A 14,929-nucleotide genomic window follows, 5' to 3' on the forward strand; every position below is an offset into this window, starting at 1 on the left:
AAACGGATTGAAACGAATCGGGGTCTTCGTCTGTCATTGTGGCAGCAACATCGCCAATACGGTCCACTGTGAAAAGGTGGCTCAAGTCGCTAAAGACTTCCCTGGCGTCGTCTTATCGACCGATTACAAATATATGTGTTCCGAACCAGGCCAAGTGATGATCCAAGAGGCCATCCGGGAACACAATCTGGACGGTTACGTCGTTGCCGCCTGCTCCCCGCGGATGCACGAACCGACCTTCCGCAAATGCGCCGCCCGGGCGGGCATGAACCCTTACATGGTGGAACAAGTCAACATCCGGGAGCAGTGTTCCTGGGTCCATGCGGACAAAGAAAAGGGAACGGAAAAATCGATCGACCTGCTGCGCATGGGTGTAGCCAAGGTCGTCAAAAATGAACCGCTCTATTCGACGACGATTCCGGTCACGAAGCGTTCTCTGGTCATCGGCGGCGGCATCGCCGGAATTCAAGCGGCCCTCGACATCGCCAACGCCGGCTACCCGGTGACCCTGCTCGATCGGGAGCACACCATCGGTGGCCGCATGGCTCAGGTCGACAAGACATTCCCCACCTTGGACTGCTCCGCTTGTATCCTGACACCGAAGATGGTCGAAGCGGCTCAGCATCCCAACATCGAGTTGATGACCTATGCCGAAGTGGAAGCTGTCGACGGATTTGTCGGCAATTTTGATGTGACGATCCGCAAAAAAGCCCGCTATGTGGACTTTGACAAATGCACCGGTTGTGGCGCTTGTACGGAAAAGTGTCCCAAAAAAGTTCCTTCCGAATTCGAGATGGAACTAGGCGTGCGTAAAGCCATCTACACTCCTTTTCCACAAGCGGTGCCCAACAAGCCGATCATCGATGCGAACCATTGCCGTTACTTGCTCGACGGCAAATGCGGAATCTGTAAAAAAGTTTGCCCCACCGGAGCGGTCGATTACGAACAGAAAGACGAACTGATCATGGAGCGCTTTGGCGCTATCGTCGTCGCCACCGGTTTTGAACAATTCGACATCTCTGCCTACGAAGAATACGGCGCCGGGAAAATACCCGACGTGATCACCGGCTTGCACTTAGAACGCCTCATGAACGCCTCCGGACCGACGGCAGGGAAGATCAAGCGGCCTTCTGATGGCAAAGTGCCCGAGAAAATCGTCTTCGTCAAGTGCGTCGGATCCCGTGACGAAGCGAAAGGCCGCCCCTATTGCTCAAAAGCTTGTTGCATGTACGTGGCTAAACACGCCACGCTACTGAAGGAAAAGATGCCCAACTCCAAGTCTTATATTTTCTATATGGACGTACGGACGCCTGGTAAGAACTACGAAGAGTTTTACGCTCGCACCCAGAACGAATACGACGCCCAGTATATCCGTGGCCGCGTGTCTAAGATCTTCCAAGTGGGGGACAAGCTCATTGTTCGCGGTGAAGATTCGCTCCTGGGCCGTCCCGTGGAGATCGAAGCCGATCTGGTCGTCTTAGCGGCCGGCATGGATCCCCGCAGTGACGCCAAGGATCTAGCCCGGACCTTAGGCATTTCCTACGACCAGCATGGCTGGTTCACGGAAGCCCACCCCAAACTGCAGCCCGTCGAAACCCACACCGCCGGCATCTACCTGGCCGGTGCCTGTCAAGGGCCGAAAGACATTCCCGATTCAGTGGCCCAAGCATCGGCTGCCGCCGTCAAAGCGGCCGGCCTCCTCTCCAAACCGGAATTGACGTCGGAAGCGATGACGGCCCTCTGTGACGAAGCGATCTGTTCCGGTTGCGGCTTGTGTCAATCGATCTGCCCCTACAAGTCGATCGAGATCAAATCCGTCAATGAGCGTTATCACGGCCAGATGCGCCAGCGCCGCGTATCCAACGTCAACCAAGGCCTCTGCCAAGGTTGCGGCGCTTGTACCGTCGCTTGCCCATCCGGTGCGATGAACTTAAAAGGCTTTACGAACGATCAAATTCTGGCGGAGGTGGATGCCCTGTGTCAGCGGTAGACAACCCAAAGCAACCGGCGAAAGAGTGGGAGCCGAACATCGTCGGCTTTGCCTGCAACTGGTGCACCTATGCCGGTGCTGACCTGGCCGGCCTTTCGCGGATGCAATATCCCCCCAATGTGAAGCTCGTCCGGGTGCCTTGCTCCGGCCGGACGAACCCTCAATTCGTGCTGCGGGCCTTCCAAAAAGGCGCCGATGCGGTCCTGGTCGCGGGCTGTCATCCGGGAGACTGCCACTACGCAACGGGCAACTACTTCACCCGCCGGCGCTACCTGCTCATGCAACGCATGCTCGAATTCATGGGCATCGATCCGCGCCGCTTCCAAGCCCGCTGGATCTCCGGTTCCGAAGCGCCTAAGTTCCGCGACGTGGTGACCCAGATGACCGAAGAGATCAAGGCCCTGGGGCCAAACCGGAAGCTGAGGGAAGAGATATGAATCAAATCACGAAGGAAATGCGCGACCTGGCCCGGGAACTGCTCGCCTCGGGAGAAGTGAAGGGCCTTATCGGCTGGACAAAGGGCAGCCGATGGTACCTGACGCCACCCGTCGTCATCACCCAGCCCGAAGAGGCGGAGCAACTCTATTTTGATCAATTCGCCGTCAACAACTTGACGGGATTACTCTTAGATTACCGGTACGGTGACGATAAAATCGCCCTCTTTGTCAAAGGTTGTGACAGTCGAGGCATTGTACGGCTGCTGCAAGATCACCAGATCAAGCGAGACAACGTACTTGTCATCGGAGTCCCCTGCATGGGGATGAGCGACAAAAAAGCTGTCACCGATCCCCGGCAGCCTGCGGAGCTGCCTCTTTTGGACAAGTGTCTCGAATGCCGCTATCCCAATCCAGTCATCGCTGATCGCCTTATCAGCGGGGCCCTTGTCTCTGGAGAACCCTCTGAACCGAAGGGCCTGACGGCGTCGGAAGCGGCCAAGCGCGGCGTCGGCAGCAAGCAAGCGGATCGTTTTGCCCAAGTGAAGGCCATCGAGGCGATGAGTGCCGATGAGAAATACGCCTTCTGGCAGGCCCAGCATGAGAAATGCTTCCGCTGTTACGCCTGCCGCAACATTTGCCCGGCCTGCAACTGTCGGGAATGCATCTTTGAATCGGACAAAAAAGGATGGGTCAACAAGTCGGCCACGCCGACGGACAACGCCTTTTTCGCCGTCACCCGGGCGATGCATGTCGCTGGCCGCTGTGTTGAATGCGGTGAGTGTGAGCGGGTTTGCCCGATGGACATCCCCATCATGGCGCTAAACCGGAAAGTCATCCAGGACATCAACGAACTCTTCGGAGAAAGCGATGCCGGTACCGATCTGGATGGCAAAATGCCGCTAGGCCTGTTCAAAAACGATGATCCAGAAGAGTTCATGTAATCACTCTTTGAATACGGAAGGCAGGTGCAGAGGTTGAAAGCCTTTCCAAAAGCTAAACTGACGGCAGTGCTGGAGACGATGAGCCAAAAAGCGACGGTCTGGGTACCGTCGATGATCGCTGGTGTCTCCCGCTTTGCTCCTTATAGACCTGAAATCGATATACAGATGGGAACGAACACGGCCATTAGCCCAAAAGAAGCCCTCTTTCCGTCTACAGAAAAGATATATACGTTCAGCGCCTACGGCATCGATGGAGAATTTGAACCCGTCGATCCCTCTGTAGGACTGCAGATCCTTTTCGGCCTGCGCTCCTGCGACATGCAGGGGATCCTTTGTCTCGACGATGTCTTCCTCACCCGAGGTTATGTCGATGACTTTTACGGGAGCAAACGGGAAGCGACGACCCTGATCACCCTGGGCTGTGTCACTCCCGGTGCCGATTGTTTTTGTGCCTCTATGGGCGTAAATCCAGTCGAGCATGATGGCTCCGACGCCCAGATGTACGATCTGGGAGACGCCTATGGAATCATCGCCCGCACGGACAAAGGAGAGACCCTGGTCAAGGACCTGATGGCAACGGGATTGCTGAGCGACACAGACAAGAGCCAAGGGCCGACGTCCGACTTCGTCCTGAAGGTCGACAGCGAAGGCATCACAGAGAAACTGCAGCAGATGTTCGACCATCCCCTTTGGGATGAGCTGTCCCGTAAGTGCTTAAACTGCGGAACCTGCGCCTATCTATGCCCGACCTGCCATTGCTTCGATATCTCTGAGAAGAAACGCAACCAGCACTGCGGCGTGAAGATCAAATGCTGGGATACATGTATGTTCTCCGAATATGCCCTGATGGCTGGAGGTCATAACCCTCGTCCCTCCAAAAAAGAACGGGTTCGCCAGCGCTTCATGCACAAACTGCGCTATTTCCCAGAACGATACGGCAAACTGCAATGTACCGGTTGTGGGCGCTGCATCGCTAAGTGTCCTGTCAACCTGGAGATCACCGATGTGATCAAACTAGCAGGGGAGGCAAAGAAGGATGGTTGAACAAAAGATCAATCCAGTTGCCACCCTGGCTGATGTGAAACGGATCAATCCCTTGATACCGATGAAAGCGAAAGTGACGCGTATCATCGATGAAACGGCCGATGTGAAGACCTTCTGTATTGCCAAAGAAGAAGCAGGCCGCCTTACGGCGCCCTTTCGGACGGCTCCCGGCCAATTGGCCATGCTGTCCCTGCCCGGCGTAGGAGAAGCGATGTTCTCCGCTACCGATGCCCCTGATCACCTGCAGCTATCGATCAAAAAAGTCGGCCTCCTCACCGATGCGCTCCATGAAATCTGCCCCGGCCAGACGGTCGGCATCCGCGGGCCTTACGGCAACGGCTTCCCTATGGATGAATACAAGGGGAAAAACATCCTCTTCATCGGCGGCGGCATCGGCCTCGCACCGGTTCGGTCGGTAGTGCGCTACTGTGTCGATCACCGAGACGACTTTGGGCAATTACACTTGATCTACGGTTCCCGCTCTCCAGCCGACTTGGTCTTCAAGTATGACCTCTTCGATACCTGGCCTGCCGTTCGGGACTTTAAAGTTTCCGTCACCGTTGACCGGGGAGATGATGAGTGGAAGGGGAATGTAGGATTTGTCCCCGCCTTCATCGAGCAACTGCGCCCGGATCCGGAAAACACGGTCTGTATCCTCTGTGGTCCGCCTATCATGATCAAATTCACCTTATGTATTCTCGATAAATTGGGTTTTACTCCCGAGAACGTGATCACTACCTTGGAGATGCGCATGAAATGCGGCATCGGAAAATGCGGCCGTTGCAACATCGGCAGCTGTTTCGTCTGCCTAGACGGGCCGGTATTCAGCTTAGCCCAGTTGAAAACGCTGCCTAACGAGTATTAAAAGTAGGAGGCCACTGAATTTTTTCAGTGGCCTCCTACTTTTATGTCGTGCTTTTTTAGATTTTCACTTAACATTGGATATCTCAAAATGCCTTTTATGGCCTACGAGGTAACAGGACTTTTTTCAGTCTCAACGGCTTCTGTTGATTCGCTTTCCTTTTCCTTCTCTATAATCTCCTTCATATCCTGAAATCGATTTGACGCCTGCCTGTTTAAAGAAGGACTCCCTCCACGACGGGCGATACCGCCTCGGAAGAATTTCATCGCTTCCTTATATTCATGGTGGCGGAGGGACAGTTCGCCGAGCAGGATAGACAGCCGTTGTTCCTGGTCGATGGATGTATTCCGGCTGCTGTTGAAATAAGTATCTTTGAACTGCTCTAAGGCCTGGTATGAGGCGTAGTTGGCGATCTCTTTATCGCCCATATCATCGTAGAGCCAGCAGAGACGCATCCATAGTTTTGCCGTTTTCGATGGATCCGGTTTTCCCGCCTTGGCTGTATACAAGGCCAGATAATAGGCCATGAAGACTTGATCGATTTTCCGGGGATGATCGTATTGAAAAGAAAAGGGCTTGGGCAACTTTGCGAGTTCAGTTTTGAGCTGCTTAATGATCACCCCGGGTAAATTGGTAGTAAATTCGAAATTGAAGGTCGCAAAAAAGCAATGGGGGCATACCCAGATCGTATACCAAAGAGGCTCAAAATCGTGAAAGTGCTGGCGAAAATCGGGGTCGACTCGATGCAGCTTTGGTTTGGACGAACGAACCGCCTTTGTCTCAAAATTCCCGTCGCAAACAGGGCAGGTTACCTTTTTATCATATAGATAGTCATCGTCGCCGGCTGGGGCTGTCTTGCCATATGATTTATGACCGGGTGCGTAAGCCAAAAATGAAGCTTCCGTCGCCGTTGCTTGTGTCCTTGGGTCTGAAGTAAGAGACGGGGAGCCGGTTGATTTTGCTGACGAAAAAGATGAAACAGGCGCAACGGCGGGACGACTTGAGGGCGGAGACGTATTCTCTAAGGATGGGTCGGCACTTTTAATCGCGGGAACGGAAAAACCAGCCGCCGCCATGCGGGAAGCCAACAATTTTGAAATTTCCTTCACCTGCGGGCGCCGTCCCTCTTTAAGACTCCGAAGCTCCTCATTTAATTGGCGCAGCCGCGCACTCAGCCCCTTCATGACCTTAAAAGCTAGCCGCGGTTGGCGAGACATGATGGATTCAAAATTGCTTTCGCTGATACTGAGCAATATGGTATTCTCGATCGCACGAACAGAGGCGCTCCGGGGCAGTCCTTCGAGCAGAGACATTTCCCCAAAAAAATCTCCCGCTTGCAGTTCCGTGATGATGATGGGGAAACCGTCGATAGATTGAATATATACTTCCACTTTACCGGAGAGGATGATATACATCTCGTTTCCCGGCTCACCTTCGTGAACGATGATATCATCCGCTTCATAATTCTTCAGTGTACCTGACTGAGCCAACTGGCCGATGGCGATCATAGGGCTCCCTCCTCAAATGGGGATAGTCCCGGAGACGGTAAGTACTTGTGTCCATGGGGAAAGAAATTCTACAAAAGATGGAAAGTTCCTGCGCTCGTTTTCGCTTTCGGGATGAGAATCCAACGCAGTTTCATTGTTCTGTTATTTCATTAATCTTTATATACCATATAGCAAAAAAATATTTTTTAGTTACGATGTAAGAAAGAATGCCAGAAGGCTTTCGTTTCACCTTTTAACATCGCTGTCATCGGTTCCGAAGGATATATCGGAATAGCTTCCCAGTCTTTTTTATAATTTCATTTACATCCTGTATGCAGTTGTAGCCTGGCGGCTTAATGAGAGGCTGCCGCTACGGTTGGCTACACCGCCACAATAGAATTTCCGTGGGTCTTTGAATTTTCCATGTCGTAAAGACAGTTCGCCGAGCAAGATCGAAAGGCTTTGGGCTTGCTCCATCGAACGGTACCGGGTGGAGTTATCTCTCTGGAATTTTGGTTTTTGCTCTAATTATCGTATAATGGGTTCACAAGGTCATGAAAGGAGAATCTCTCATGAACGTTATGGAAGCGATCCAGCAACGCCACGCCGTAAGGGCCTACAAACCCGATCCGATCTCTACTGATCTAATGAAGCAACTGCTCGAATGCGCCCGCCGCGCGCCGAGCGCTGTAAATATGCAACCATGGAAGTTTATTGCCGTCACCGACCAGGTTATGCGAGAAAAGTTGAAAGCGGCCGCCGGTGGACAGAGTCAAGTGAGCCAAGCGCCTGTCGTCCTCGTCTGCCTCGCTGATGAAGCTGGATGTGATCGTATGGCCGCGAAGATGGAAGTATATGCTGAGAACCCCAATATACCGACACCGATGCGCGAGAGTTTCCGGAAACGGAGTGAGCCCATCAAAAATAACGCTGACATCCGAAAGGTGTTAGCCGGTTCGAACAGCTATATCGCCATCGCCTATCTCACGCTGGCTGCGAAAGAACTCGGCTTGGATACCTGTTGGATGACGGGCTACGATGAGGCTGAAGTGAAGAAACTGCTGAATATACCTAGCGGCGTTCACGTAGTATCCTTGCTTACTTTGGGTTACGCCGCAGAAGTGGCTGTTGAAGAACACGACAGACTCCCCTTTGATGATATCGTTTATGGCGAGTCTTACGGTACGCCCCTTCGATAAGGAAGTGCAACGATGAATTTTCGACCCTTGAGAAACACTTTCGCCGCGGAAACTTTTTACTTGCCGGCCCGAGTGAACATCGGTGCCGTAGTCTTTCAAAAGGAAGCGGTGATCATCGATTCCGGCCTGGAAGCCCAGGCCGGAAAACGGGTCTGCCGGTTGGCCCGCGAGGCCGGTTGGCAGATAGTGGCCCTGATCAATACCCATACTCATGCCGACCATATCGGCGGGAATCAAGCCATTGTTGACCAATTTGCGGCCAAAGTCTTTACACCCGATCTCGAACAGGACTTTGCCCGTCATACACTCTATGAACCGGCTTTTCTGATCGGCGGGGCTGCCCCTTGGCAGGATGTGACCAACAAGTTTCTCGTGGCGCCGCCCACTCCCGTAACTGCCGGATTGAAGGCAGGAAGCTTATCATGGCCAGGCAGGGAAAAAGGACCGAATCTGCAGATTCTCTCCCTGCCTGGACACAGTCCTGATCAAATCGGCGTCGGCTGCGGCGATGTTCTGTTTTGTGGTGACGCCTTTTTAGGACCGGACCTATTGGCTGCCCATGGAATTCCCTTCAACATCGATGTGGAACGATTTCTAAACACATTGGATCAAATTCTTTTGACTACATATTCGACCGTTCTGCCGAGCCATGGAGAACCCTTAGAGCGTTCCGAACTACCGTCGGTCTTACAGGTCAACGCGACCAAAATCAGAGAACTCATCGAGAACGTCTATGAACTCCTAGAAGAGCCATTGGAACTGGAAACGGTCGTAGCCCATCTATGTGAGCAGGAAGGCAAGACCATCGCTTCGATAGGTAGTTTCTTTTTATATCGCACAGCGATCTTGGCCTATTTGTCCTATCTTCATGGACAGGGAAGAGTAGAGACGAAAATGGTAAATTGCCGGCTATATTGGAGCCAGGTCGGTCATCGCTAAGGAGGGATAGGGGATGACTCGTCTTAAGGAAATTTCTCTGCAGACGCCAGGAAGGTTGTCCTTTATCGAAATCACGTCGCAGGTAGAAGCGGCGGTTCGGGAGTCTGGGGTGCAAGAGGGGTCCATTATCGTTTTCGTCCCCCATACGACAGCTGCTGTAACGATCAATGAAAACGCCGATCCCGACGTGATCCATGACCTAAAAGGAATCCTGCAACAACTTGTCCCCTGGGTGGGACCGTATAAGCACGGCGAAGGGAATTCGGCGGCCCATATGATGGCAAGCCTTGTAGGCTCCTCCGAGACAGTCATCATTCACAAGGGGCGTCTGCTTCTCGGAACATGGCAAGGCCTATACCTAACCGAATTCGACGGGCCGCGCTCTCGAAAAGTGATCCTTCGCATACAAGAAGATTGAACGAAACCCGGCGAAAAGCCGGGTCTTTTATGTTAAAATTGGGAATGTAGAATTCTTTCACAACATAAGGGGACAAGGGCAGGAACTTGTTGCTTTAGGCAGAATATAATTTCCAACAATAGCCCGGAGGTTAAAAATGAAAATTCTAGTCGTAGATGACTCATTAGTTTACCGGACCGCGATCGTACGGTTGCTAAAGGATAACCTTCCTGAGGCCGACTGTTTTACTGCCGGTGACGGCATCGAAGGTTTAGCAACCTACTTGCGGGAACGACCGAATTACACGCTGCTCGATCTGCTCATGCCGGGGATGACCGGGCAAGAGGTATTAAAAAAGATCAAAGAAACGGACCCCGCAGCCAAGGTCATCATTTTAACCGCTGACATCCAAAAATTCACGGAGAAAGAAGTTCGTGACCTGGGGGCGTGGTTTTTTGTACATAAACCGATCACTCGAGAAAAGGTGATCGCACTGGCAGAAATCATCAAAGGAGCGTCGTGACCATGTTAACGCCCTTACAGCAAGATGCGCTCAAGGAGTTCATGAACGTATCCATTGGGCAAGCAGGCCATGTTCTTTCAGAGATGGTGAATCAAAAGGTCCATTTGGAAGTTCCTGAAGTGTATCTCCTGCAGAACCAAACCGAGGCAGATCAAAGATATTTAAAAAAGATTCAGTTTTTGACGGGTCACGTCGTTTCCTCTTCTCTGCGTTTTGGCGTAGTCTGTTCCGGACAAGCTCGGCTTCTTTTCCCCGTTACCAAAGGAAAGCAGCTTGTCGATCTCCTCTTAGGCGATGATCTGTTTCTCGAAGTTGAAAAAATAGACGACGGTTTTTCTGAAACAGACACAGACGCTATGAAAGAGATCGGCAACGTACTGTTAAATGTAATCATCGGTTGCCTCGGCAATCTTCTGGAGACGCCGATTGAATACTCCCTGCCGGAAGTGGAGTTCTTATACCTCACTGAGAATCAGCACCGAAGCATGTTCTGTGGTGGCTATTACACCTTGGTCATCCACAACACCTTTCTCGTAGGGGAAAACCGCATCGAAGGTGCCATTTTTGTCATGTTGTGTATGGATTCAGCTGTTCAACTGCTGCATAAAATTGACGAAATGCTGGTGGACTTGTATGGTTAATCATCTTGGCGAATTACAAGGGATCATCTTGAATCATGCCAATTTGGGCGTCGCCATACTTGATCAAGAACACCGCATCGTCATTTGGAACGGATGGCTGGAACGCTTTACGGGAAAAAAGGCTTGTGAGGTGCAGGGCCAAAAGCTGACAGACCTTTATCCCCGTTTCAATCAGAATGTTTTTCGTCCCATCTTCGACAGTGCCTTTTTTATCGGACAAAATCGTTTTTTTTCTGGTGCTTTTCACCGGTACTTCATCCCGCCAGCTGATGAGACGCTAACATCGATCCTTCGCCAAAATATGCTGGTTCAACCGATACATATCGGAGACAGTCACTATTTGCTCATCCAAATCGTGGATATCACCGGGCAAGAACTGCGAGTGCGACAATTAAAGGGATTGATTCGGGAACTGAAATTAGCCAAGGAAGAATTAAAGGTATCCCAAGAAATGGCCATTGTGGCCAATCGGGCCAAGTCAGAGTTTTTGGCCAATATGTCTCACGAGATCCGTACCCCCATGAACGCCATCATGGGTTTTATCGATTTAACTTTATGTACGGAGTTAAATGTAGAACAGTCAAATCATTTGACTATGGTCAAAAGGGCCGCTCAATCCCTCATGAAGCTGTTGGAAGACATCTTGGATATCTCTAAGATTGAATCGGGACAGTTCTCTTTTGAAGAGAAACCTTTTCAGCTCAGTGCGGTACTGCGGACGGCCATGGATATGATGTCCGTAAAAGCTGCTGATAAGGGCCTGAAATTAAACCTGCAAATCCCGGCGGGGGCTCCTGAGCATCTGCTTGGTGACGCCAAACGGCTGACACAGGTTTTCATCAATCTGCTCAGCAACGCCGTCAAATTTACCGAAAAAGGCAGCATCACCATCGCCCTTGAAGTGTTGTCTCAACGCCAGAGCAAGGTGAACGTAGTCTTTTCTGTGAGTGATACGGGAATCGGCATTGAAACAAGCCAGTTAGGTGCTGTTTTTGAGAAGTTTTATCAGGTAGACAGCTCATCCACCCGGCGTTATGGCGGGAGCGGTTTAGGGCTGGCTATCGTCCGTCAAATTATCGAGAATCTGGGCGGAAAGATCTGGGTAGAGAGCGAACCGGGAAAAGGCAGCACTTTTTTCTTTACAGTTGAGTTTTCTATCGTACAGGGGTTGCCTCCCCAATCAGGCGAAAGGGAGATTCTAAAAGGTCTGAACAGAGGTCAATCGGCTTCCAAAGGCGCCCGGATCCTTTTAGTCGATGATGACCTTTATAATCGAACCATCGTCAGTGCCTGGCTGCGGCGCTGGGGCTATCCCCTTACGGAAGCGATCAACGGGCAGGACGCCTTGGAGGTACTTTCCAAGGAACGTTATGACTTAATCCTGATGGACGAGCAGATGCCTGGGATGAGCGGTACCGAGGCGGTTAGACAAATCCGCCAAACGGCTTGGGGACGCCACATTCCGATCGTAGCGGTGACAGCGAATGCGATGAAGGGTGATCGGGAACGTTTTCTGGCGGCTGGAATGAATGATTATTTAGCGAAACCATTTGTGGCTTCTCAATTGTTGCAAGTGCTGATGCGCTGGATTCCTGACGAAGCAAATCGAGGATAAACGTTTAGTGAACAAAAAACAGCCTGACGTTCGTCGACAAGGACGAACATCAGGCTGTTTTCTTATGTCTAACTTCTCGAGCTAATCCAGGTTCGCTAGCCAGCGATATGGTGCCAATCCTGGGTGACCGGCTGATATCCTTTGGAGATGAGCATTTGCCGCACCTCATCGACAGATCGCTCATCAGAGATACGAAATTGACCATCATCGGTATGCCCGTCGATGTGTCCGCCTACGGCCGTATTGACGCCGGCAGACATGCGGGTGATCCCCAGCGGCACCAGATGGTTTCGCAGGTCTGCCGGTTCTCTCGTGGACAAGGTCATGCCGGAACGAGGCATGAACAGGCGCAAGGCCAGCAGGATTTGGACGAGTTCGGCGTCTGAGACAGGAGACTGGGGCTGATAACCAACGGGGCCTGCTTTGATTCGGGGCAGTGAGATGTTGATCTCCGTATCTAAGTAGTTGTTTTGCAGGTAGCTGGCATGGAGACCGGTGAAGAAAGCTTCCGAGGGCCAATGATGAAGGCCCAGGAGTGCGCCGATATTGACGGTCCGGAGCCGGGCTTGGCAGGCTCTTTCGGGCGCGTTGAGGCGCCAGTGGTAATCTTTTTTCGGACCCGATAGATGTAGACTGTCATAAACCTCCTGATTGTACACTTCCTGGTAGATGGTCATGCTGTCTACACCAGCCTGTGCTAAGCGGCGGTAATCATCGACGGCCAGCGGGTTGACTTCAATACCGATAGAGGTGAAGTATTCCCGTACCAAGGTTACCGCCTCGGTGAGGTATTCTACTGCCGCTTTGCCGGGGATATCTCCTGTCAGCAAAAGGATCTGTTTAAGGCCAGTGGCAGCGATGGCCTTCGCTTCGGAACGGATCTCTTGTGCGTCTAGTTTCCGGCGGCCGATGGCATTGTCGCTGTTAAAGTTGCAGTAAAGGCAGCGATTGACACAGTAGTTGGAAAGATAGAGCGGGGTGAAAAGCTGGATCACCCGCCCGAAATGCTGCAGGGTCAACTGATGGGCTTTTCGAGCCATCGCTTCCAGCTGTTCCGTTGCCGCCGGCGAAAGCAAGGTCAGAAAGTCCTGCGGTTTGAGGAAATCTTTCTGTAGAGTGGCTTTCACTTGACTGGTAGAGACATTGGACAAGTAGGCGGGGATATCGAAATCGTTGAATTCCTCGATGATCTGATAAAAGCTCATGGAAGATTAACTCCTTAAAAAGCCGGTCAAAGGCGAACTGGCCCGGGCGAATTCGGTCGTTTCGCCTGGTTGAGCCAGAAAGGCCTGCCTGCCGGCCTGAACAGCTTGACTGAAAGCGTTGGCCATCATGGCGGGATTGCCGGCAGTAGCGATAGCCGTGTTGACGAGAACGGCGGCCGCGCCCAGTTCCATCGCTTCAGCTGCTTCAGAAGGCTTGCCGATACCAGCGTCGACGATCACAGGCAGTTCACATTCTTCGATGAGGATGCGCACGATTTCTTTCGTTTTCAACCCCCGGTTTGTGCCGATGGGCGCTCCTAAAGGCATGATGGCAGCGGCACCTGCTCGTTCCAGTTCCTTGGCGGCGTAGAGGTCTGGATGCATGTACGGAAGGACGACAAATCCTTCCTCGGCCAAGATGCGAGTGGCTTTAATCGTCTCATTGTTATCTGGCAGGAGATACTTGTTGTCTGAGATGACTTCGATTTTTACCCAGTTGCCACAGCCGGCAGCCCGGGCCAAGCGGGCGATACGAACGGCTTCTTCGGCATTGCGAGCACCGGAAGTGTTTGGAAGCAGCACACAGTCCTTCGGTATGTAGTTTAAGATGTTCTCTTTGCCGCCGTTCAGATTGACTCGCCGTAAAGCGACGGTAACCACCTCGACACCTGTCTGGGCCACGATATCGCCGATCAGGCTCTCATCAGCGAACTTGCCGCTGCCGATAAAAAGGCGGTTTTTTAGTTCCTTTCCCCCGATGATCAGTTTATCCATGAGGTCAACCTCCTCCGACGAAAGATAATATTTCCAGAGTATCGCCGTCGCCGATTTGGATCTGGGACCAGCGATCGCGGTGCAGTATTTTGCGGTTATATTCGACGACGAGAACAGCTGGATTTAAGTTTCGGCTGATCAAGTAATCGAGTAGGGGAGTGGATTCCGATAGTTCGACGACCTCGCCGTTGACGGTAACGTGCATGGCCACAGCTCCTTTCGAAATGGCTCAAAGAAAAGGTTCATGACCCTTCGGGTCACAGGCTGCTATGAAAATAGCTTTTTCATTAAAAAAACGCTTACCGAAAGTAAGCGTAAACGACGAATGTATAGACCGTCGCCTTGCTTTCCTCCGCTGGTATGACCCAGGTCAGGTTCAAAGGGTTGAGAAACATCTTCTCTCTCAGCCGTACGCCGGCACCCCTAGCAATATCCTTATGAGGTTTACAAAACTAAATTTATTATATCCCGTAGGGTTGACAGGGGCAAGTCAAAATGGAGTTATTCATTGGTTCCTTTGTCGCGAACCTGACGGAGAGATTTGAAAATTCCGTAGGTCGTGCCGGAGACGCAAGAGACGTATACACCCAGTTCAGCGCCTTCTTTTATAGCGGTCCAAGTGAGACCGTCCCCTCGCCAAAGTCCGTATAAGCTTCCCCAAAAGAAGCCCGAAAAAACAAGGATGAACGGTTGGATGACTTTGAACGTAACGGTCTCTTTTTGTAAAAAGTACTTAAAAAGTTCGACGGTAGACATGACCAGGACGGAAAGTACAGTTATCAGGTATTCATAACCGCTGCTGGCAGATGGAATGGGATCCAAAAAAAACCACCTCCCTTAGACGTAGGGTATGAACGTTAAGGGAGGTCTGTGAT

The 14,929-nt window shown here is 51.7% G+C and carries 16 protein-coding genes and 1 riboswitch; of the genes, 11 read left to right on the top strand and 5 right to left on the bottom strand.

The features are described from left to right. The first annotated feature begins 7 nt into the window (after positions 1–7). From GJ688_RS00795 to GJ688_RS00815, 5 genes are read left to right on the top strand one after another with little or no spacing between them, the layout of a single operon-like run. A complete protein-coding gene (locus GJ688_RS00795) occupies positions 8–1,990 on the top strand; it encodes a CoB--CoM heterodisulfide reductase iron-sulfur subunit A family protein (protein ID WP_155474631.1) in 1,983 nt (660 codons plus the stop codon). Further along, positions 1,978–2,427 (top strand): hydrogenase iron-sulfur subunit, encoded by a 450-nt coding sequence (locus GJ688_RS00800; protein WP_170291587.1) that lies wholly within the window; start codon positions 1,978–1,980, stop codon positions 2,425–2,427. Before GJ688_RS00795 ends, GJ688_RS00800 begins: the two co-directional genes overlap by 13 nt. Then, positions 2,424–3,368 carry a 4Fe-4S dicluster domain-containing protein gene (locus tag GJ688_RS00805; RefSeq protein WP_155474632.1) on the top strand — a complete coding sequence of 315 codons (945 nt, stop codon included), beginning with the start codon at positions 2,424–2,426 and terminating at the stop codon, positions 3,366–3,368. The genes GJ688_RS00800 and GJ688_RS00805 overlap by 4 nt, the downstream gene beginning before the upstream one ends. A gap of 33 nt (positions 3,369–3,401) precedes the next feature. Continuing rightward, positions 3,402–4,412, top strand: coding sequence for a 4Fe-4S dicluster domain-containing protein (locus GJ688_RS00810; RefSeq protein WP_170291524.1), 1,011 nt, complete (start codon positions 3,402–3,404; stop codon positions 4,410–4,412). Then, positions 4,405–5,277, top strand: a complete 873-nt coding sequence (locus GJ688_RS00815) for an FAD/NAD(P)-binding protein (protein WP_155474634.1) — start codon at positions 4,405–4,407, stop codon at positions 5,275–5,277. The genes GJ688_RS00810 and GJ688_RS00815 overlap by 8 nt, the downstream gene beginning before the upstream one ends. A 101-nt stretch (positions 5,278–5,378) precedes the next feature. Here the strand turns inward: GJ688_RS00815 and GJ688_RS00820 are convergent, their stop codons facing one another. Further along, positions 5,379–6,782 carry a DUF2225 domain-containing protein gene (locus GJ688_RS00820; protein WP_155474635.1) on the bottom strand — a complete coding sequence of 468 codons (1,404 nt, stop codon included), beginning with the start codon at positions 6,780–6,782 and terminating at the stop codon, positions 5,379–5,381. A 551-nt stretch (positions 6,783–7,333) separates the two neighbouring features. Here GJ688_RS00820 and GJ688_RS00830 point away from each other — a divergent pair. The 6 genes from GJ688_RS00830 (at position 7,334) to GJ688_RS00855 (ending at position 12,075) form a co-directional block, all read left to right on the top strand. Next, entirely contained in the window at positions 7,334–7,960 is a 627-nt protein-coding gene (locus GJ688_RS00830) for a nitroreductase family protein (RefSeq protein WP_170291525.1), read from the top strand. A 12-nt stretch (positions 7,961–7,972) separates the two neighbouring features. After that, positions 7,973–8,899, top strand: a complete 927-nt coding sequence (locus GJ688_RS00835) for an MBL fold metallo-hydrolase (protein WP_155474638.1) — start codon at positions 7,973–7,975, stop codon at positions 8,897–8,899. Positions 8,900–8,912: 13 nt separating this feature from the next. Further along, on the top strand, positions 8,913–9,317 hold the full coding sequence (locus tag GJ688_RS00840; RefSeq protein WP_155474639.1) for a secondary thiamine-phosphate synthase enzyme YjbQ: 405 nt from the start codon (positions 8,913–8,915) through the stop codon (positions 9,315–9,317). 136 nt (positions 9,318–9,453) lie between these two features. After that, on the top strand, positions 9,454–9,819 hold the full coding sequence (locus tag GJ688_RS00845; protein ID WP_155474640.1) for a response regulator transcription factor: 366 nt from the start codon (positions 9,454–9,456) through the stop codon (positions 9,817–9,819). A 2-nt stretch (positions 9,820–9,821) separates the two neighbouring features. After that, positions 9,822–10,460, top strand: coding sequence for a chemotaxis protein CheC (locus tag GJ688_RS00850; RefSeq protein ID WP_170291526.1), 639 nt, complete (start codon positions 9,822–9,824; stop codon positions 10,458–10,460). Further along, positions 10,453–12,075 (top strand): ATP-binding protein, encoded by a 1,623-nt coding sequence (locus GJ688_RS00855; protein WP_155474642.1) that lies wholly within the window; start codon positions 10,453–10,455, stop codon positions 12,073–12,075. Before GJ688_RS00850 ends, GJ688_RS00855 begins: the two co-directional genes overlap by 8 nt. Before the next feature lie 95 nt (positions 12,076–12,170). Here GJ688_RS00855 and thiH read toward each other — a convergent pair whose 3' ends face one another. The 4 genes from thiH to GJ688_RS00875 all read right to left on the bottom strand — a co-directional run bounded on the left by thiH (position 12,171) and on the right by GJ688_RS00875 (position 14,876). Beyond that, the gene (gene thiH / locus GJ688_RS00860) at positions 12,171–13,280 is read right to left on the bottom strand and encodes a 2-iminoacetate synthase ThiH (protein WP_155474643.1); all 1,110 of its coding nucleotides are present in this window, start codon (positions 13,278–13,280) and stop codon (positions 12,171–12,173) included. A 6-nt stretch (positions 13,281–13,286) separates the two neighbouring features. Continuing rightward, positions 13,287–14,054 (bottom strand): thiazole synthase, encoded by a 768-nt coding sequence (locus GJ688_RS00865; protein WP_155474644.1) that lies wholly within the window; start codon positions 14,052–14,054, stop codon positions 13,287–13,289. A gap of 4 nt (positions 14,055–14,058) precedes the next feature. Continuing rightward, positions 14,059–14,259: a sulfur carrier protein ThiS gene (gene thiS, locus GJ688_RS00870; protein WP_155474645.1), complete on the bottom strand. Its 201-nt coding sequence runs from the start codon at positions 14,257–14,259 to the stop codon at positions 14,059–14,061. A 125-nt stretch (positions 14,260–14,384) separates the two neighbouring features. Further along, a riboswitch (TPP riboswitch) is annotated at positions 14,385–14,489 on the bottom strand. A 66-nt stretch (positions 14,490–14,555) separates the two neighbouring features. After that, positions 14,556–14,876 carry a hypothetical protein gene (locus tag GJ688_RS00875; protein ID WP_155474646.1) on the bottom strand — a complete coding sequence of 107 codons (321 nt, stop codon included), beginning with the start codon at positions 14,874–14,876 and terminating at the stop codon, positions 14,556–14,558. Positions 14,877–14,929 lie beyond the last annotated feature (53 nt).

It is taken from the genome of Heliobacterium mobile (genome assembly GCF_009720735.1).
GTDB lineage: Bacteria > Bacillota > Desulfitobacteriia > Heliobacteriales > Heliobacteriaceae > Heliobacterium > Heliobacterium mobile.

Coding starts and splice junctions, on each gene's coding strand:
- GJ688_RS00805 (WP_155474632.1), top strand. CDS start 2,424: ATGAATCAAATCACGAAGGAAATGCGCGACCTGGCCCGGGAACTGCTC.
- GJ688_RS00815 (WP_155474634.1), top strand. CDS start 4,405: ATGGTTGAACAAAAGATCAATCCAGTTGCCACCCTGGCTGATGTGAAA.
- GJ688_RS00820 (WP_155474635.1), bottom strand. CDS start 6,782: ATGATCGCCATCGGCCAGTTGGCTCAGTCAGGTACACTGAAGAATTAT.
- GJ688_RS00830 (WP_170291525.1), top strand. CDS start 7,334: ATGAACGTTATGGAAGCGATCCAGCAACGCCACGCCGTAAGGGCCTAC.
- GJ688_RS00835 (WP_155474638.1), top strand. CDS start 7,973: ATGAATTTTCGACCCTTGAGAAACACTTTCGCCGCGGAAACTTTTTAC.
- GJ688_RS00840 (WP_155474639.1), top strand. CDS start 8,913: ATGACTCGTCTTAAGGAAATTTCTCTGCAGACGCCAGGAAGGTTGTCC.
- GJ688_RS00845 (WP_155474640.1), top strand. CDS start 9,454: ATGAAAATTCTAGTCGTAGATGACTCATTAGTTTACCGGACCGCGATC.
- GJ688_RS00850 (WP_170291526.1), top strand. CDS start 9,822: ATGTTAACGCCCTTACAGCAAGATGCGCTCAAGGAGTTCATGAACGTA.
- GJ688_RS00855 (WP_155474642.1), top strand. CDS start 10,453: ATGGTTAATCATCTTGGCGAATTACAAGGGATCATCTTGAATCATGCC.
- thiH (WP_155474643.1), bottom strand. CDS start 13,280: ATGAGCTTTTATCAGATCATCGAGGAATTCAACGATTTCGATATCCCC.
- GJ688_RS00865 (WP_155474644.1), bottom strand. CDS start 14,054: ATGGATAAACTGATCATCGGGGGAAAGGAACTAAAAAACCGCCTTTTT.
- thiS (WP_155474645.1), bottom strand. CDS start 14,259: ATGCACGTTACCGTCAACGGCGAGGTCGTCGAACTATCGGAATCCACT.